A 16,909-nucleotide genomic window follows, 5' to 3' on the forward strand; every position below is an offset into this window, starting at 1 on the left:
CGTAAGCCCCTTTTTGAACCGCGCCAAAAGGGGCCGCCATGCTGAAATCCGTTCTGTCCATCCTCCTGATCTCCGCCGCGCTTCCGGCATGGGCGGAGGAGGTCTTTCCCGCCCGCCTTGCCGGGTTTGCCGAAGTGCCGGCCCTGACGCTGGTGCAGCCCCCGGCGGACGCGCCGCGCGACGCCTGGGTTTCAGGGAAGTTCACGGGGCCTGCGCCGAACGCGTCCCCCATGTCGGCTCCCGCGGACACGGGGCGGGCTTACGGTGCGCATCCCACCGGCCTGTCGCTGCCCTTCATCGGCCAGCCCTTCCAGGGCATGTCCGGCTTTGCCATGAACCGGGCCGAAGATGGGAGCCTTTACGCCCTGACCGACAACGGTTTCGGCGCAAAGCTGAACAGCCCCGATGCGCTGCTGTTCTTTCACAAGCTGAACCCCGACTTCGCCTTGGGCACGGTGGAACGACGCGCCCAGATCTTCCTGCACGATCCCGACCACAAGGTGCCCTTCCGCATCGCTTATGAAGGAACGGACAGCCGTTACCTGACAGGCGCGGATTTTGACCCCGAAAGCATCCAGTATGCCGACGGTGCGATCTGGATCGGGGACGAGTTCGGGCCGTGGATCATCAAGGCCGCCCCCGACGGCCGCGTGCAGCAGGTGTTCGCGACCACGCTGGACGGCGCGAAGCTGTCGGGCCCCGACACGGCCGGCACGGTCGTGCCCGCGCAGCCGGGCAAGGATTTCCGCGTTCAACGCTCTGGCGGGTACGAAGGGATGGCCCTGCAGCCGGGCACCGGCCTGCTGTGGGCGATGCTGGAAAAGCCGCTGCTGACCGAAACCGGGACGGAGGGCGATTTCCTGCGCGTCATGACCTTCGACACGAAGGCGGGCGCATGGACCGGCAACAGCGTCCGTTTCCGTTTGGACGAAGGGGCCGTGGCCATCGGCGACTTCAACTTCATCGACGACACGCGCGCGCTGGTGATCGAACGGGACGCGGGCGAGGGCGACGTCGCGGGCGCCTGCCCGGAGGGCGGCGAACCCTCGGACTGCTATCCGATGCCGGCGCGCGTGAAGAACATCGTCCTTGTGGACACCGCCGATCTGGACGCCGAAGGCCACATGCGCCGCATCGGCCATATCGACCTGCTGCGGATCGAGGATACCGCGGACATGACGCCCTACACCCTGGACGGGCTGTTCAGCTTCCCCTTCCAGACCATCGAGGATGTGGTCCGGGTGGACGAGACGCACATCCTTGTGGCGAACGACAACAACCTTCCCTTCTCGGGCGGGCGGGAAATCGGGAAGGCCGCCGCGAACGAGTTCATCCTGCTGGACGTGGCGGAACTGCTGGCGGCGCGCTGAAGACGCCTCGGGAACCTGCTTGACCGGCACCTTCCCTTTCCGCCATCTGGACGCGCCTGGAATGCGGACAAGGGGAGGGCGCGCCAGATGATCGAGCTCGTCATCCTCGGGTCGCTGATCCTTCTCGGGCTGCACATCCTGACGGAGCGCAGGGCCAGGGGCCGGAATGCCCCGCCGGTGCCCGTGGACGAACCGGCGCCGGCGGTCGTAAGGCTGCCCAGGGCGAAGCGGCCCAAAGCCCCGCAACCTCGTGACGCCGCGCCGGCGGCCGCTTTGCCGGAGGAAGCCGGACGCGACTTCGAGATCCTCTACCGGGAGGAAGATGGGACCGAACGGAGCCGCCGGATCGCCCATGTCCGCCCCGAGACGATCGCGGGGGAGACGCTGATCCATTGCGATTGCGCCGAGGCCAGGGGGGTGGTGACCCTCAAGAACAGCCGGATCCTGTCCTGCCGCAACCTTCGCACGGGGCGGGCCATCAAGGATCTGGGCCGCTACTCCCAGTCCCGCCCCGCCAAATCCCAAGCGCCGGTCAGTCGATGAAATGCACCGCCTCGGGGCGCGCCCCCAGCCGCAGCCGGTCGCCCGCCGCGGGCAGCTGCGTGCCGTAGCCCGCCAGCCGGTCCACCCGCAAGGCTTCCCCGCCCGCGCGGCAGTGGATGCGGACAAGCTGGCCCATGATCTCGGTATCCACGACCTCGGCCTCCAGCAGGCTCTCGCCCGTCGTGATCTCCAACGCGGCGGGGTGGATGACGGCGTGGCCCTTGCGGCCAAAGGCGATCATGTGGGCGGGCAGGATGTTCGCCTCCCCCAGAAAGCGGGCGACGAAGGCGTCCACGGGGCGGTGGAACACGGTTTCCGCCCGGTCGCTTTGCACGATCCGCCCGGCGTCGAGGATGGAGATGCGGTCGCCCATACGCATCGCCTCGTCCTGGTCATGGGTCACGAGGATGGCGGTCAGGCCCAATTGGCGCTGCATGCGCTTCAACTCCAGCTGCAGGCGCTTGCGGATCTGGGCGTCAAGGGCGGAGAGGGGTTCGTCCAGCAGCAGAAGGCGCGGTTCCAGCACCAGCGCACGGGCCAGCGCCACGCGCTGCTTCTGCCCGCCCGAAAGCGCTGCGGGCAGGGCATCGGCGCGGGGCGTCAGGTCCACCACCTCCAGCATGCGGTCGACCTTCTCGGCGATCTGCGCCCGGTTCAGGCCCTTGCGGCCAAGCGCGAAGGCCAGGTTCTGCCGGACGGTCATGTTCGGGAACAGAGCGTAGTGCTGGAAAACCATCGCCAGCCCGCGTTCGGCCGGGGGAAGCGTGTCGATCCGCCGTTCCCCCAACGTGATCGTCCCGCTCGCGATCGGCTGAAGCCCCGAAATCGCGCGCAGCAGCGTCGTCTTTCCGCAGCCCGAGGGGCCGAGGAGCACGTGCATCTCCCCCTCGTCGACATGGGCGGTCACGTCGTCCAGCACGCGGGTGGCGCCGTATTCGGCGCGGACGCGGTCGATGGTCAGGAAGGTCATGGGGCAGGCCTCTGGCGGCTCAGCGCGACCGAGGCGGCGGTGAGCAACAGGATGGTGAGGAAGTAGAACAGGATGATCGCGGCCGTGACGGAGCCGTTTTCGGTACGTTGGGCGTACATGTAGATCTGCAAAGTTTCGAACCGGCCGCCGACCAGCATGTTGGCGTAGACGAATTCGCCTAGCAGGATGCCAAGGCCAAGAACCGCGCCCAGCAGGATCTGCGGGGCGATCATTGGCAGCACCACACGGATCAGGATGCGTTCGTCGCGCATCCCCATCAGGCGGCCCGCAGCCAGCCAGTCCGCGATGGGCAGCCCCGTCAGCGCCCCCTTGATGGAGACGTAGAACATCGGAAAGCACAGCGGCACATAGGCCAGCACCAGGATCCACGGCGTGCCGTTCAGGGCCAGCGCGGGGTGCGAGAAGACGCGTAGATAGCCCACGACCAGAACCACCCCCGGCACCGCATAGGGCAGCACCACCAGCCGTGCCAGCCACCGGTCCAGCGCCGGCCAGTAGATGTGGCCGGCCAGGATCGCAGGCACCATCAGCACGGCCGACAAAAGCAGCGCCGCCCCCGACACGGCCAGCGACCGGCCAAGCGCCGCCTGGAACCGCGGATCGGACAAAACGCCCGCCACGGTGGCGGTGTCCCATCCGCCCGGGAGCAGGCCGCTGGACCAGTCGGTACCGAAGGCCGCCACGACGATGGTGACGAAGGGCAGCGCGAACAGCGCCGCCGCAAGGATCAGGAACAGGGAGGACAGGCGCGGCATCAGGTCCGCCTCCGCAACAGCATCTGTCCAAGGACGATGGGCACCAGCATCATACCCAGCAGGCAGACCGACAGGGCGTTGGCCAGCGCCGGGTCCGAAAAGACGTCGCCCGCCACCAGTTCCCCGATCCGCACCGTCACGATGCGGGCGTTGGTGCCCATCAGCGTGAAGGCGGTGGCGTAAGTGCCCATGGCATTTGCGAACAGCAACGTAGCGATCGCGGCCAGTTGTGGCGCCACCGTCGGCAGCCCCACCCGCAGCCAGAAGCGGAGGGGGGAGATGCCCATCAGGCGCGACGCCTCCTCGATGTCCTGCGGCAGGGCCATGATCACGGGCACGACCAGCACCGTCGCAAGCGCCGTCTGAAAGAAGGAATATGTGAGCAGCAGGCCCGACACGGAATAAAGCTCGAACCCGCCGAACAAAAGGCGGGTCAGCACGCCGTTGGCGCCCAGCAGGATCATGAAGGCCAGCACTGACGGCACGCCTGAAAAATTCGCGCCGAGGTTGCCCAGAACCAGTGCCACGCGCGACAGGGCGGGCACCCGCCCCCGCAGCGCCAGCGCGATCATCACCGCCAGCGCCAGCCCGATCAGCGTGGTCAGCCCAGACAACCACAGCGTGGTCGTGAAGGCGCGGGTGTAGAAGCGCGATCCGAAGATCTGGGCGTAACGGTCGAAGGGCCCGTCGCCGCCGAACGATCCCGCAATGGTGGAGATCAGGGGAACCCCGACCACGGCCAGCAGGAACAGCGCCAAGGGCAGGGCGTAAAGCCGGCGCAGGATCATGGGCGGTTAATCCCGCCCGCGTAGGGGGGCAAGGCGCCGGGATCCACCCCGGCCAGACGGCAGCACAGGCCCGCGATCTCGGTCTGGAGGGGGGCGGTGTCCAGCGTAAAGCCGAGGGTATAGAACGGCACCTCCACCTCGTCCGGGAGGGGGCCGGCGTGGCTATGATCATCGCTCATCCCGTGGTCGGCGGTGACGATGATGTCATAGCCCTGCGCCTGCCAGCCGGGCAGATAACGCGCCAGAAGATCGCCCTGCGCCCGGGCCGCGTCGCGATATGGGCGCGAACTGCCGCCCCATTTGTGCCCGGCGTCGTCCACGTTCATCGGATGCAGCAGAAGGAAGTGAGGTTGCCCGCGCGCGATCAGCGCCTGCGCGTCCGCGAACAGGTGATCGTCGGGATAGGCGTCGTCCCAGTAGAACACCCCGTCGGTGATGGCACCGTCATCGTCCAGCCGCAACCGGTCCCGGGCCGGATCGAAGGGGGTGGAGACGTAGAGTTCGCTGATCCAGTGATAGGCCGCGGCGGCGGTGCGTCCGCCCGCCGCGCGGACCCGCGAAAACACGCTGTCCCCCTCCGACGCGCGCCGGATGTGGTTCGACACGATGCCGTGCTGCGCCGGGCTGCGACCGGTCAGGATCGTTTCGTAGAGGGGGCGGGAGATGGCGGGAAGCTCCGCCTCGATCCGGTGGCATCCGGCAAGGCCGGCGCGGACCTGCCCTTCCAGCCAGCCCAGCGTTTCGCGGGCGGTGGTGTGGCGCAGGCCGTCAAGGACGATCAGGATCACGCGGGTGGAAGGGGTCGCAGCCATGGGGAGGTCCGTTCATGCAGGAAACCGGGCGCGGGTGGCGCGCCCGGAAAAAGGGTGGCTCACATCTCGGACAGGACGTTTTCCTGCCACAGGCGGCCCAGCGTCGGGGCAGCCTTCTGCCAGGCGGCGGTGTCGATAGGCTTGGCCTTCGCATATTGTTCGGCCGGAAGGACGCGGGACTTCGTTTCCGCGGGCAGGGTGATGTGGTCAATGCGGATCGGGCGGGCATAGCCGTTGGCCAGGTTGATCTGCCCCTGATCCGAGAAGATGTATTCCCGCGCCAGTTTCGCCGCTGCCGGATGTGGTGCGTTCTTGTTGATCACGCTGGCATAGCCCGAGGTGACGGACCCGTCCGACGGGATGAGCACGGTGTATTTTCCGCCGCCGACCGTGGCCGCATAGTTCAGCGCATTGAAGTCCCACAAGGCCGCCACGTCGATCTCGCCCCGCTCCAGCGCGGCGGGGTTGGCCTCGTTGGCGCGCAGGCGGCCGCCGGCCGCCAGTTCGGCGAACAGCTCGATCCCCGGCATCAGGTCCGTTTCCGACCCGCCGCGCGAGATGGCGGCCGCAAGGATCGCGGCGTTCGACTGCGCGCCCGAGCCGACCGCCGACATGGAGAAGGTGTAATCCCCTTCCATCAGGTCCGCCCAGGAGGTGGGGGCGTCCGCGATGTCGGCGCGGATGATGAACGCCATCGTGCCGGTGTAGGGCATCGCCCACATGCCGTCCTTGTCCTTGGCCCATTCGGGGATCTGGTCCCAGGTCGTGGGCTTGTAGGGTTGCAGCAGGTCGCGTTCCACCGCGATGGGGCCGAATTCTAGGCCCACGTCGCCGATGTCGGCGGTGCCGTTGACGCCCTCGTTCTCGAACTTTGCCAGCTCCTGGGCCGAGCTCATGTCCGTGTCGAAATGCTCGATCCCGTAGGTCCGGGTGATCTGGTCCCAGCTGTCCTTCCAGTTGGCCCAGCTGTCGGGCATCCCGACCGAGGCGACGCTGCCTTCGGCCTTGGCCTGTTCGATCAGCGCCGCGATCTGCGGATCGCCCGCATCCGAAACCGCTTGGGCCAGAAGGGGGGAGGAGGCGAGGCCCGCAAGGGCCGTGGCAAGAAGAAGCGTGCGAAGCATTCCGTTTTCAGTCCTTTTCGATCCACCGGCGGCTGCGGGCGCGGGTTGGCGTTTCTTGGCAAATGCGGCGCGGCGGATTGATCCCCCCGGACGTCGCATTCTGTCAGGCGGCATTAGCATGCCAAATATGACCGTCCAGATTCGCTTCGGTGAACCTTTGACGACAGGTGCGGCAAATGCTTGGCAAGATTTGGCGAAGCTGCCAGTGATGTGGGGGATGGTGGAGGGATGTCGATGTGGCGCGCGGAACGAGAACGGCTGATTGCCCAGCGGCTGGACAGCCGGGGCCGGGTGTCCATCGCCGAACTGGTCCGTGACACCGGCGTGTCCCGCGAAACCCTGCGCGCGGATCTTGAGGCCCTGGCCGCCACGGGCCGCATCCGGCGCGTTCGGGGTGGCGCGGTGGTGGCCACCGGAAGCGAAAACCCCGAAGCCGCCTTTGAAAAAAGGATGCATCACCGCATGGCCGAAAAGCTGGCCATCGGTCGTGCGGCGGCGGCGCTGCTGCCGGACGGGGCCAGCGTGATGGTCGATGCCGGCTCCACCACGGCGGCCTTTGCCCGCGCCTTGGCCTCGCGGCCCGATCTGCGGATCATCACCAATTCCCTGCAGATTGCACGCGAATTGGCGGCCACCCACGATGTCATCCTGCTGGGCGGCGTTCCGGACGGCCCTGCGCAGGGTTTGTACGGGGAGATGACACTGTCCCAGCTGCGCCGCTTTCGGGCCGATGTCGCCGTCATTTCCCCCGTCGGGGTGGATCCGCAGGTCGGCCTCTCCAACTTCAAGCTGAAGGAGGCCGAACTGGCCAGCGCCATGTTCGACGCGGCCGAACGGCGGATGGCGCTGGCGCATGCCGAAAAGCTGGGCCATCGCAGCCGCGTGGTGATCGCGCCCTTGCTGGCATTGGACTGGCTGGTGACGGAGGCCTCCCGGCCGACGGATTGGCCCGTCCTTTCGGGATGGACCTGCGCCGAGCCCGAGGTTCGTTCCGGGACCTCGGCAACTTCCGGTTGATTTTAAGGGATCGCTTCCCTAGCCTGACGCTGCAATGCAGCGGAGGGACTTGGCTGTGGTGACCCGATACGGAACCGATGCGAACGAGCTCCTCAATGGCTCGGCCGACGCCGACACGATCTTTGGCGGCCCCGCTGGCGTGGATACCGGCACGGGCAACGACACGATCAACGGCTTTGGCGGCAATGACAGCCTTTACGGCGGGGACGGGCTGGATGCCCTCTTCGGCAACGAAGGTCGGGACAGCATCTTTGGCGGCACGGGCAACGATTCCATCGTCAGCGGCACCGAGGGCGATGTCGTTTACGGAGGCGAAGGCGACGAAACGATTGCGGCCGGGCCGGGGGCGGACCTGATCCTGGGTGGGATCGGGGCCGACAGCGTCGACGCCGGGACCGAGGACGACACTTTGATTGGCGGGGAAGGGGCAGACCGGCTTTTCGGGGGCGCCGGCACGGACATCGTGGACTACTCCGGATCCTCGGCCGCCGTGACGGTGTCGCTGACCGCCAATACGGGGCAGGGCGGTGATGCGGCGGGCGACGTCACCGGCGGGATCGAGGGCATCATCGGTTCCGCCTTCGCGGATTCGCTTGCGGGGGGTGCGACGGCGGATGTTCTTTACGGTGGCGACGGGCAGGACACGATCCTTGGCAACGCCGGCAACGACCTGCTGTCCGGCGGCGCGGGCGATGACAGCCTGAGCGGCGGAAGCGGCGCCGACACCTTCCTTGCGGATGAAGGCGGGGATGTCATCGCCGGCGGCACGGAAACCGACACGCTCGACTACGGCGCCTCGACCGGGGTGTCGGTGGACCTGTCGGGGGGACGGGGGCTGGGCGGTCTGGCACAGGGCGACACCATTTCGGGGGTGGAGGCGGTGGTCGGCTCCGGCTCCGACGACACGCTGTCGGGCTCGTCGGTGAACGAGACGCTGTCGGGCGGCGGCGGCAATGACAGCCTGAACGGGCAGGCCGGAAACGACGTTTTGTTCGGCGGCGCGGGCAACGACACGGTCATCGGCGGCACGGGCGCCGACAGTCTGGGCGGCGAGGATGGCGACGATCAGCTGTCGGGCGGCGCGAACGCCGACACGCTGACCGGGGGCGCGGGGCAGGACAGCCTGCTGGGCGGCGAAGGCCGCGACGTGCTGGATGGCGGGTCCGAGGCCGACGTGATCGCGGGCGGGGGCGACGATGACAGCCTGACGGGCGGCGACGGCAACGACATCTTGCGCGGCGACGGGATCACGGCCAGCGCCAGTCCGACGGCTTTGGTATGGACGGCGCAAGGCCCGTCCGGAACCAACCTGAACAACGGCTTCACCCAGTCGACGGGCAGCGTGGACGTGGGCTTCAGCTACACCTCGCGCAGCGCGACGACCACCGCCACCGTCACGACCGAGGCGCAGTACAACGGCACCACGCCCGCGACCTCCGGCCTGTTGCTCACGTCGAACGGGACCGGGCCGGAGACGGCCAGCCTTTCCTTCACCTCCACCACCGAAGGCGTGTCGGATTCCGTGCGGGACGTGCGTTTCCGGATCAACGACCTGGACGCCACCACCGGCACGGCGGGATATGTCGACCGCATCCAGGTGATCGCCTATGACGCCGAGGGCAACGTGGTGCCGGTGTCCCTGACCACCACCGGAAGCGACACCGTCATCGGCGATACGGCCACCGCCGCCCAAGGGTCGAACAACGCCGATCAGGCCGAAGGCTCGATGCTGGTCAGCATCGACGGGCCCGTGTCGCGGATCGAGCTGTCCTATACCAGCGCCTCGGGAACAGGGCAGCGTTATCTTTACCTGACGGATATCGCCTTCTCTCCCCGTTCGGTCACGGAAGGGAACGACACCTTGACCGGCGGGGCGGGGGACGACCAGATATTGGGCGATGGCGGCAATGACAGCCTGTCGGGCGGGCTGGGCGATGACACCCTGTCGGGGGGCGCCGGGATCGACACGCTGTCCGGGGGCGACGGCGCCGACACCCTTCAGGTGGAAGGCGCGGACATCGCACAGGGCGAGGCGGGAGATGACCGCTTCGTCATCGGATCGGCCCCCACCGGGGCGGCCAGCGTCGCCGGCGGCGAAGGGACCGACACGCTGGACCTGAGCAATGCGGGGTCGTACCGCTACGACAGCCTGTCCTCGGACACCGTGGACGGGGTCACGACCTATTCCGGCGTGGTGCGGTTCGGTAACGACGCGACCGTGGCGTTCGAGGGGATCGAGAACATCATCTGCTTCACCCCCGGCACGCGCATCCTGACCCCCTTCGGGGAACGCCCGGTCGAGGATCTGGCGCAGGGCGATCTGGTCGTGACGCGGGATGACGGGGTTCAGCCCATCCGCTGGATCGGCACGCGGACGGTGCCCGCCGAGGGGCGTTTCGCCCCCGTGCGCCTGATGCCGAACGCCGTGCCGGGGCTGGACGCGCCCCTTCTGGTGTCGCCGCAGCACCGGATGCTGGTGGCCGGGCCGCGCATCAACCTGTATTTCGCGACAACGGAGGTTCTGGTTCCCGCGCGCCATCTGGTCGACGGCGCCGGCGTCAACGTCGTCACGGGCGGAACCGTCACCTACATCCACCTGCTGTTCGACCGGCACCAGGTGATCCATGCCAACGGCGCGGCCACCGAAAGCTTCCACCCGGGCAGCGTTGGCCTGTCGGCCCTGGACGATCGCTGCCGGGAGGAGCTGTTCACGCTGTTCCCCGTCCTGCGATCCTCGGCGGGCAGCTATGGCCACACCGCGCGGACGGTGCTGAAGGCGCATGAAAGCCGGGTTCTTCTGTCGTGACCAAGAGGCTGCCGTAGCACCTTAAATTCGTCATGGACCGAACCATCGCCGTTCCCGCGCGTTGCCTGTGCTGTGCAACAACGGAGTGGGCCGCATGACCAAGATCTTCACCCCCAGCCGTCGTGGCGTCCTGATGGGCGGCATCGGCGCGACCGCGGCGCTTTTGGGCAGCCGCGCTTCGGCGCAGGACTATCCCGCGCCGACCGAGGTCGACACCGGCAGCGTCAGGAACGGCAAGGTGGAGTTCGAGAACTGGCGCGCCCCGGCCGACGCCCCCTCGGCCCCGCCGCCCGCACCCTTGCCGCCCGAGGAACGGGTGGGCTTTGCGGTCGTGGCCCTTGGCCGACTGAGCCTGGAAGAGATCCTGCCCGCCTTCGCCGAGTGTCAGCGCGCGAAGCTGGTGGCCCTCGTGTCCGGCTCGCCCGAAAAGCTGGAGGTGACGGCGCAGCAATACGGCATCTCGGCCGAAAACTGCTATGACTATGACAGCTTCGACAGCATCAAGGACAACCCGGCCATCCAGGCGGTGTACATCGTGCTGCCGAACGGGATGCACCGCGAATACACCGAACGGGCGGCGGCGGCGGGCAAGCACGTCCTGTGCGAAAAGCCGATGACGGTCAGTTCGGCCGATGCGAAGGCGATGATCGACGCCTGCGACGCGGCGAAGGTGAAGCTGATGATCGCGTACCGCATCCAGTTCGAAGCCTACAACCTGAAGCTGGCCGAGTTCGTGCGCGACGAGGCGTTCGGCCGCCTGGTCGGCATGACCGCCACCAATGTGCAGACGGTGGCCGACAACGGCACCGAGCAATGGCGCCACAAGAAGGCGCTGGCGGGCGGCGGCTCCCTCCCCGACATCGGGCTTTACTGCCTGAACACCGCCCGCTTCCTGACGGGCGAGGAGCCGGTGGAGGTCTGGGCCACCCAGTATTCCCCCGAAGGCGACCCCCGGTATGCCGAGGTGGAGGAAACCGTGTCCTTCACCCTGCGCTTCCCGTCGAACTTCATCGCCAACTGCTTCACGAGCTATGGGGCGCGCGATGACAAGCACCAGCGCCTGAACTTCGCCGAGGCGACGGTCGATATGCCCAACGCCTATAAATACATGGGCCAGCAGATGACGATCTACCGCCGTGACGGGGACACGACGGGGGGAACCCGGCTGGAGCTTACCCACAACAACCAGTTCGCGGCCGAGATCGACCACATGGCCGATTGCGTGCGCGAGGACCGGATCCCCCGCACCCCCGGACAGGAAGGGATGCAGGACCACATCCTGATGGAAGCGATCTACGAAAGCGCCCGCACCGGCCAGCCGGTGAAGCTGGAACCGGTGGCCGATCGGGACGCCTTCCGCGGGCCACCCGCCACGATCCGCATGTGACGCCATCGCCCCGGCCGGCACGTCGCCGGCCGGGGCATCACGGCCCGCCGAAACCGTTTGACATTGCGAATGATTTGCAACCTCATGCCCCAAGCCCTTTTCCCGGAGGACAGGATGACGTTCCACACATCGCTTCCCATCGCCGCGGCGGCGTGTCTGCTGCTGGCCGGTGCCGCGCAGGCGCAGGACGGGAAGATGAAGGTCGTCACCACCTTCACGGTTCTGGCCGACATGGCCCGCCACGTGGCGGGCGACGCGGCCGACGTCGTGTCGATCACCCGCCCGGGGGCGGAGATCCACGGTTACGAACCCACCCCACGCGACATCGTCGGCGCGCAGGGCGCCGATCTGATCCTGTGGAACGGCCTGAACCTTGAGCTGTGGTTCGAGCAGTTCCTGAGCAACCTGCGCGACGTGCCGTCGGTCACGGTGTCGGATGGGGTCGTGCCGATCCCCATCGGCTCTGGCGCGTATGAAGGAAAGCCGAACCCCCACGCCTGGATGGGCCTGTCCAACGCGCTGATCTATGTCGACAACATCGAGGCGGCGCTGTCGCAGCACGATCCGGCCCATGCCGCGCTTTATGCCGCGAACGCTGACACCTACAAGCAGCGGCTTCGCGACGCGATCGAACCGTTGCGCACGCAGATCGCCGAACTGCCCGAGGACAAGCGCTGGCTTGTGACCTGCGAAGGGGCGTTCAGCTACCTCGCCCGCGATTTCGGGCTGAGGGAGTTGTATCTGTGGCCCATCAACGCCGACCAGATGGGCACGCCCCAGCAGGTGCGCGCCGTGATCGACGGGGTGAAGGCGCATCATATCCCGGCCGTCTTCTGCGAAAGCACGGTCAACACCGCGCCGGCCAAGCAGATCGCGCGGGAAACCGGCGCGCGCTATGGCGGCGTTCTTTATGTGGACAGCCTGTCAAAAGCCGACGGTCCGGTGCCCACCTATCTCGACCTGCTGAAGGTCACGTCCGAAACGGTCGCCCAAGGGCTGACCGCGGCCGAATAACCCGAAAGGACTTCCCTTCATGTCAGAGTTCGGCATTGCCGCGCGCGACGTCACCGTCACCTACCGCAACGGGCACACGGCCCTGCGCAAGGCCAGCTTCAGCATTCCCCGCGGCACGGTCACGGCGCTGGTGGGCGTGAACGGAGCGGGCAAGTCCACGTTGTTCAAGGCGATCATGGGCTTCGTTCCCGTGGCGGCCGGCGACATCCGCCTTCTGGGCCTGACGGTGAGGGAGGCGCTGAAGAAGAACCTCGTCGCCTATGTTCCGCAATCCGAAGAGGTGGACTGGTCCTTCCCCGTTCTGGTGCAGGACGTGGTGATGATGGGGCGGTTCGGGCATATGGGCTTTTTGCGCCGCCCGTCAAAGGCCGACTACGCGGCGGTGGACGCGGCGCTGGCGCGGGTGAACATGCAGGACTTCCGCCAGCGCCAGATCGGCGAGCTGTCGGGCGGGCAGAAGAAGCGCGTCTTCCTGGCGCGCGCGCTGGCGCAGGACGGGCAGGTGATCCTGCTGGACGAACCCTTCACCGGCGTGGACGTCAAGACCGAGGAGCAGATCGTGACGCTTCTGGGCGAGTTGCGGGCCGAGGGGCGGGTGATGCTGGTGTCCACCCACAACCTTGGATCCGTGCCAGAGTTCTGCGACCGCGTGGTGCTGGTCAAGGGAACGGTGCTGGCCCATGGCCCGACCGAGACGACCTTCACCCGCGACAATCTCGAGGCCGCGTTCGGCGGCGTGCTGCGCCACATCACGCTGGGCGGGGGCTTGCTGCATTCCGACGACGATCCGCGACAGATCTCCATCCTGACGGACGATGAACGGCCCTTCGTGCAATATGACGGCCGCACGCAGGTTCGGGAGAAGTCGGAATGACCGCGCTGCTGCCCTTCGAATACGGCTACATGTTCAACGCGATCTGGGTGTCGGCGCTGGTGGGGGGGGTCTGCGCCTTCCTGTCGGCCTATCTGATGCTGAAGGGCTGGTCGCTGATCGGCGACGCGCTCAGCCATTCGGTCGTGCCGGGGGTGGCGGGGGCCTACATGCTGGGCCTGCCCTTCGCGCTTGGGGCCTTTCTATCGGGCGGGCTGGCAGCGGCGGCGATGCTGTTCCTGTCGGACCGGTCGGGGCTGAAGGTGGATGTGGTGATCGGGCTGATCTTCACCTCGTTCTTCGGGCTGGGGCTGTTCATGGTGTCGCTGAACCCGATGGCGATCTCTGTCCAGACGATCACCATGGGCAACATCCTTGCCATCGCGCCGGGGGATATCCTGCAACTGGCGATCATAGGCTTCGTGTCGCTGGCGGTGCTGCTGCTGAAGTGGAAGGACCTGATGGTCGTCTTCTTCGACGAGAACCACGCGCGGTCGGTCGGGCTGCGGCCGGGGCGGCTGAAGGCGATGTTCTTCGTGCTCCTGTCGGCCTCGGTCGTGGCGGCGATGCAGACGGTGGGGGCGTTTCTGGTCGTGGCCATGGTCGTGACCCCGGGGGCCACGGCCTATCTGTTGTGCGATCGTTTTCCGCGGCTGATCATGGTGTCGGTGGCGATCGGGACGATCACCAGCTTCGTCGGGGCCTATGCCAGCTTCTTCCTGAACGGGGCGACGGGCGGGATCATCGTCTGCCTGCAGACGCTGATCTTCCTGCTGGCCTTCACCTTTGCCCCCAAGCACGGGATGCTGGCCGCCCGCCGCCGCGCGGCGGCCGCGCTGGAGGAGGGGGCATGACCGACACGCTTCTGCTGCCCTTCCAGTTCCCCTTCATGCAGAACGCCTTCTGGATCGCGATGATCGTGTCGGTGCCGACGGCGCTGCTGTCCTGCTTTCTGGTGCTGAAGGGTTGGGCGCTGATGGGGGACGCGGTCAGCCACGCCGTGCTGCCGGGGATCGTGCTGGCCTACATCCTGGGCCTACCGCTGATACTGGGCGCCTTCGCGGCCGGAATGCTGACGGCCACGGCCACCGGCTTTCTGTCGGGCAACAGCCGGGTGAAGCAGGACACGGTGATGGGCGTCGTGTTTTCGGGCATGTTCGCGGCGGGGATCGTCCTCTACACCTCCATCACGTCGGACGTGCATCTGGATCACATCCTGTTCGGCAACATCCTGGGCGTGGGGGTGCAGGATCTTTGGACGGCGGGCGTCATTTCCGCCGTGGTGGCCGCGGCGATCCTGCTGAAGTGGAAGGACCTGATGCTGCACGCCTTTGATCCGGCGCAGGCGCGGGCGTCGGGGCTGGCGGTGGGTTGGCTCCATTACGGGTTGCTGGCGATCCTGTCGCTGACCATCGTGGCGACGCTGACGGCGACCGGCCTGATCCTGGCCGTCAGCCTGCTGATTGCGCCGGGGGCCATCGCCTTCCTGTTCGCCCGCAGCTTCGGCCGGATGCTGGCGGTGGCGGTGGCGGTGTGCATGGCGTCGATGGTGGCGGGGATCTATGCCAGTTTCTGGCTGGACAGCGCGCCGGCCCCCACGATCGTGCTGATCCTGACGGCCATCTTCCTGACGGCGGTGGTGCGGCGGCAGGTCATCCTCCGGCGGCACGCGGCCACGGTGTGACATCCGCTCTGGCCGTCGGGCGCGGTTCGGCTATCTAAGCAAGAACCGCAGCCTGAAGGAGAGCGTCATGACCGGACCCCAAAGACCCCGCATTGTCATCGTCGGCGGGGGTTTCGGCGGATTGGCCTGCGCCGCCGCCCTTGGCGGGGCCGAGGTGGACGTGCTGGTGCTGGATCGCCGCAATCATAGCCTGTTCACTCCGCTGCTGTACCAGGTAGCGACCGCCGCACTGTCCCCGTCGGACATCGCCGAACCCATCCGCAAGGCGCTTGGCCGCCACCGCAACATCCGCGTGGCTTTGGCCGAGGTGACGGGCGTCGATGCCGTGGCCAAGACCGTCCATCTGCGCGAGGGAGAGGATGTGCCCTACGACCACCTCATCCTCGCCACCGGATCGGATTACAACTATTTCGGCAACGATGACTGGCGCACCCATGCCCCGGGCCTGAAGACGGTGAACGAGGCACGGGTGATCCGCCAGCGCCTGCTCTTGTCCTATGAACAGGCCGAGGCGACGGGGGATCCCGAACGCCGCCGCGCCCTTCTGACCCACGTCGTCATCGGCGGCGGCCCCACGGGGGTGGAGATGGCGGGCTCCATGGTGGAACTGGGGCGCGAGATGATCAGCCGCGACTTCCGCCGCATCCGCCCCGAGGATCTGCGCGTGATCCTTGTCGAAGCCGCGCCGCGCCTGCTTATGGCCTTCCCCGAGGATCTGGCACGATATGCCCAGACCTATCTGGAGAAGCACGGGGTGGAGGTGCGCCTGAACTGCGCGGTGAAGGACATGGACGCCGAATCCGTCACCACCGCCGAGGGCGTGATCCCGACCGGCTGCATCGTCTGGGGCGCGGGCGTGCGCGGGTCGGAAGCCGCGCAATGGCTGGACGCGCCTGCGGCGAAAGGCAACCGGCTGCTGGTGCGCCCCGACCTGTCGGTGGAAGGGCGGCCGGACGTCTATGCCCTGGGCGACACCGCCGCGGCCATGGGCGAAGACGGCATGCCCTTGCCCGCCTTGGCGCAGGTGGCCAAGCAGCAGGGGCAGCATCTGGGCAAGGCCCTGCGCGCGAAGATCGAGAAGGGGACCCCCCTGCCGGCCTTCGTCTTCCACAACCGGGGGAACACGGCCGTGGTCGGCCGCAATGCCGCCATCTTCCATTTCGGCAAACGCAAGTTGCGCGGCCGGGTGGCGTGGTATCTATGGGCGCTGGTTCACGTCTACCTGCTGGTGAACCCGCAGAAGCGCATCCTCGTCACGATCCAGTGGCTGTGGAGCTACATGACACGGCAGCTCGGCGCCCGCCTGATCGATGAGACGCCGCCCCAGGTCGTGCCCGCCGCCAGCCCCGCCCATAACGACACGCTGCGCGAGGCGTCTGCCGGCAAGGTCTGAGGCTTGACGTCAATGCATGGCAGGGCTTCGCCATTGTGCGTTGTAGAATGGAGCCCGGACCCGATATTCCTGTCTGTGACGTTAGCGCTATCATGGCGCCGACAAACAGACAGGACACAATCATCATGCAGATCGCACAACTCTCCGGCTTCCACGCCTCCGCCCAAGGTCAGGGCTTCGCCACCACTCTTCTGGCCAGCCTGCGCGCCCTTCGTCAGCGCCGCGCCGTCTACACCCGCACCGTGAACGAACTGACCGCACTGTCGGGTCGTGAACTGGCCGATATCGGCATCTCCCGCTCCGAAATCCGCGCCGTGGCCCGTCGGACCGCCAACGCCGCCTGAGGCTTCTGGC

At 67.3% G+C, this 16,909-nt stretch carries 16 protein-coding genes; 11 read left to right on the plus strand and 5 right to left on the minus strand.

All coding sequences use genetic code 11. The features are described 5' to 3' along the window. Window positions 1-38: 38 nt before the first annotated feature. A complete protein-coding gene (locus ACSHZY_RS11285; RefSeq protein WP_435169155.1) occupies window positions 39-1,370 on the plus strand; it encodes an esterase-like activity of phytase family protein in 1,332 nt (443 codons plus the stop codon). Window positions 1,371-1,457: 87 nt separating this feature from the next. Continuing rightward, window positions 1,458-1,913: a hypothetical protein gene (locus tag ACSHZY_RS11290; protein WP_435169157.1), complete on the plus strand. Its 456-nt coding sequence runs from the start codon at window positions 1,458-1,460 to the stop codon at window positions 1,911-1,913. Here ACSHZY_RS11290 and ACSHZY_RS11295 read toward each other — a convergent pair. Genes ACSHZY_RS11295 through ACSHZY_RS11315 form a run of 5 tightly spaced genes read right to left on the minus strand, consistent with a single transcriptional unit; the run spans window position 1,903 to window position 6,383 of the window. After that, entirely contained in the window at window positions 1,903-2,883 is a 981-nt protein-coding gene (locus ACSHZY_RS11295; RefSeq protein WP_435169159.1) for an ABC transporter ATP-binding protein, read from the minus strand. The two genes, ACSHZY_RS11290 and ACSHZY_RS11295, sit on opposite strands and share 11 nt — an antisense overlap. Continuing rightward, window positions 2,880-3,659 carry an ABC transporter permease gene (locus ACSHZY_RS11300; protein WP_435169160.1) on the minus strand — a complete coding sequence of 260 codons (780 nt, stop codon included), beginning with the start codon at window positions 3,657-3,659 and terminating at the stop codon, window positions 2,880-2,882. Before ACSHZY_RS11300 ends, ACSHZY_RS11295 begins: the two co-directional genes overlap by 4 nt. Next, window positions 3,659-4,447, minus strand: a complete 789-nt coding sequence (locus ACSHZY_RS11305; protein ID WP_435169162.1) for an ABC transporter permease — start codon at window positions 4,445-4,447, stop codon at window positions 3,659-3,661. Before ACSHZY_RS11305 ends, ACSHZY_RS11300 begins: the two co-directional genes overlap by 1 nt. Beyond that, complete coding sequence (locus tag ACSHZY_RS11310) at window positions 4,444-5,259, minus strand: alkaline phosphatase family protein (RefSeq protein ID WP_435169164.1); 816 nt, start codon at window positions 5,257-5,259, stop codon at window positions 4,444-4,446. Before ACSHZY_RS11310 ends, ACSHZY_RS11305 begins: the two co-directional genes overlap by 4 nt. 59 nt (window positions 5,260-5,318) lie before the next feature. Continuing rightward, window positions 5,319-6,383: an ABC transporter substrate-binding protein gene (locus ACSHZY_RS11315; RefSeq protein ID WP_435169166.1), complete on the minus strand. Its 1,065-nt coding sequence runs from the start codon at window positions 6,381-6,383 to the stop codon at window positions 5,319-5,321. A gap of 228 nt (window positions 6,384-6,611) precedes the next feature. Here ACSHZY_RS11315 and ACSHZY_RS11320 point away from each other — a divergent pair, with 228 nt between their 5' ends. From ACSHZY_RS11320 to ACSHZY_RS11360, 9 genes are all read left to right on the plus strand, one after another. Next, window positions 6,612-7,400, plus strand: a complete 789-nt coding sequence (locus ACSHZY_RS11320) for a DeoR/GlpR family DNA-binding transcription regulator (protein WP_435169168.1) — start codon at window positions 6,612-6,614, stop codon at window positions 7,398-7,400. A gap of 58 nt (window positions 7,401-7,458) precedes the next feature. Further along, on the plus strand, window positions 7,459-10,206 hold the full coding sequence (locus ACSHZY_RS11325) for a Hint domain-containing protein (protein WP_435169170.1): 2,748 nt from the start codon (window positions 7,459-7,461) through the stop codon (window positions 10,204-10,206). Between the two features lie 94 nt (window positions 10,207-10,300). After that, window positions 10,301-11,593, plus strand: a complete 1,293-nt coding sequence (locus ACSHZY_RS11330) for a Gfo/Idh/MocA family protein (RefSeq protein ID WP_435169172.1) — start codon at window positions 10,301-10,303, stop codon at window positions 11,591-11,593. A gap of 114 nt (window positions 11,594-11,707) precedes the next feature. Then, entirely contained in the window at window positions 11,708-12,607 is a 900-nt protein-coding gene (locus tag ACSHZY_RS11335) for a metal ABC transporter substrate-binding protein (protein ID WP_435169173.1), read from the plus strand. Between the two features lie 19 nt (window positions 12,608-12,626). Next, window positions 12,627-13,481 (plus strand): manganese/iron ABC transporter ATP-binding protein, encoded by an 855-nt coding sequence (locus ACSHZY_RS11340; RefSeq protein ID WP_435169175.1) that lies wholly within the window; start codon window positions 12,627-12,629, stop codon window positions 13,479-13,481. Further along, window positions 13,478-14,332: a metal ABC transporter permease gene (locus tag ACSHZY_RS11345; protein WP_435169177.1), complete on the plus strand. Its 855-nt coding sequence runs from the start codon at window positions 13,478-13,480 to the stop codon at window positions 14,330-14,332. Before ACSHZY_RS11340 ends, ACSHZY_RS11345 begins: the two co-directional genes overlap by 4 nt. Beyond that, window positions 14,329-15,162, plus strand: a complete 834-nt coding sequence (locus ACSHZY_RS11350) for a metal ABC transporter permease (RefSeq protein ID WP_435169179.1) — start codon at window positions 14,329-14,331, stop codon at window positions 15,160-15,162. Before ACSHZY_RS11345 ends, ACSHZY_RS11350 begins: the two co-directional genes overlap by 4 nt. Before the next feature lie 67 nt (window positions 15,163-15,229). Continuing rightward, window positions 15,230-16,555 (plus strand): NAD(P)/FAD-dependent oxidoreductase, encoded by a 1,326-nt coding sequence (locus ACSHZY_RS11355; protein ID WP_435169181.1) that lies wholly within the window; start codon window positions 15,230-15,232, stop codon window positions 16,553-16,555. A 125-nt stretch (window positions 16,556-16,680) separates the two neighbouring features. Then, on the plus strand, window positions 16,681-16,899 hold the full coding sequence (locus ACSHZY_RS11360) for a DUF1127 domain-containing protein (RefSeq protein ID WP_435169183.1): 219 nt from the start codon (window positions 16,681-16,683) through the stop codon (window positions 16,897-16,899). Window positions 16,900-16,909: the final 10 nt, after the last annotated feature.

Origin of the sequence: Falsirhodobacter sp. 1013 (assembly GCF_051195255.1) — a bacterium.
GTDB lineage: Bacteria > Pseudomonadota > Alphaproteobacteria > Rhodobacterales > Rhodobacteraceae > Falsirhodobacter.

Excerpts from the sequence above, each read along its gene's own strand:
- ACSHZY_RS11285 (WP_435169155.1), top strand. The coding sequence starts at position 39 with ATGCTGAAATCCGTTCTGTCCATCCTCCTGATCTCCGCCGCGCTTCCG.
- ACSHZY_RS11290 (WP_435169157.1), top strand. The coding sequence starts at position 1,458 with ATGATCGAGCTCGTCATCCTCGGGTCGCTGATCCTTCTCGGGCTGCAC.
- ACSHZY_RS11295 (WP_435169159.1), bottom strand. The coding sequence starts at position 2,883 with ATGACCTTCCTGACCATCGACCGCGTCCGCGCCGAATACGGCGCCACC.
- ACSHZY_RS11300 (WP_435169160.1), bottom strand. The coding sequence starts at position 3,659 with ATGCCGCGCCTGTCCTCCCTGTTCCTGATCCTTGCGGCGGCGCTGTTC.
- ACSHZY_RS11305 (WP_435169162.1), bottom strand. The coding sequence starts at position 4,447 with ATGATCCTGCGCCGGCTTTACGCCCTGCCCTTGGCGCTGTTCCTGCTG.
- ACSHZY_RS11310 (WP_435169164.1), bottom strand. The coding sequence starts at position 5,259 with ATGGCTGCGACCCCTTCCACCCGCGTGATCCTGATCGTCCTTGACGGC.
- ACSHZY_RS11315 (WP_435169166.1), bottom strand. The coding sequence starts at position 6,383 with ATGCTTCGCACGCTTCTTCTTGCCACGGCCCTTGCGGGCCTCGCCTCC.
- ACSHZY_RS11320 (WP_435169168.1), top strand. The coding sequence starts at position 6,612 with ATGTCGATGTGGCGCGCGGAACGAGAACGGCTGATTGCCCAGCGGCTG.
- ACSHZY_RS11330 (WP_435169172.1), top strand. The coding sequence starts at position 10,301 with ATGACCAAGATCTTCACCCCCAGCCGTCGTGGCGTCCTGATGGGCGGC.
- ACSHZY_RS11335 (WP_435169173.1), top strand. The coding sequence starts at position 11,708 with ATGACGTTCCACACATCGCTTCCCATCGCCGCGGCGGCGTGTCTGCTG.
- ACSHZY_RS11340 (WP_435169175.1), top strand. The coding sequence starts at position 12,627 with ATGTCAGAGTTCGGCATTGCCGCGCGCGACGTCACCGTCACCTACCGC.
- ACSHZY_RS11345 (WP_435169177.1), top strand. The coding sequence starts at position 13,478 with ATGACCGCGCTGCTGCCCTTCGAATACGGCTACATGTTCAACGCGATC.
- ACSHZY_RS11350 (WP_435169179.1), top strand. The coding sequence starts at position 14,329 with ATGACCGACACGCTTCTGCTGCCCTTCCAGTTCCCCTTCATGCAGAAC.
- ACSHZY_RS11355 (WP_435169181.1), top strand. The coding sequence starts at position 15,230 with ATGACCGGACCCCAAAGACCCCGCATTGTCATCGTCGGCGGGGGTTTC.
- ACSHZY_RS11360 (WP_435169183.1), top strand. The coding sequence starts at position 16,681 with ATGCAGATCGCACAACTCTCCGGCTTCCACGCCTCCGCCCAAGGTCAG.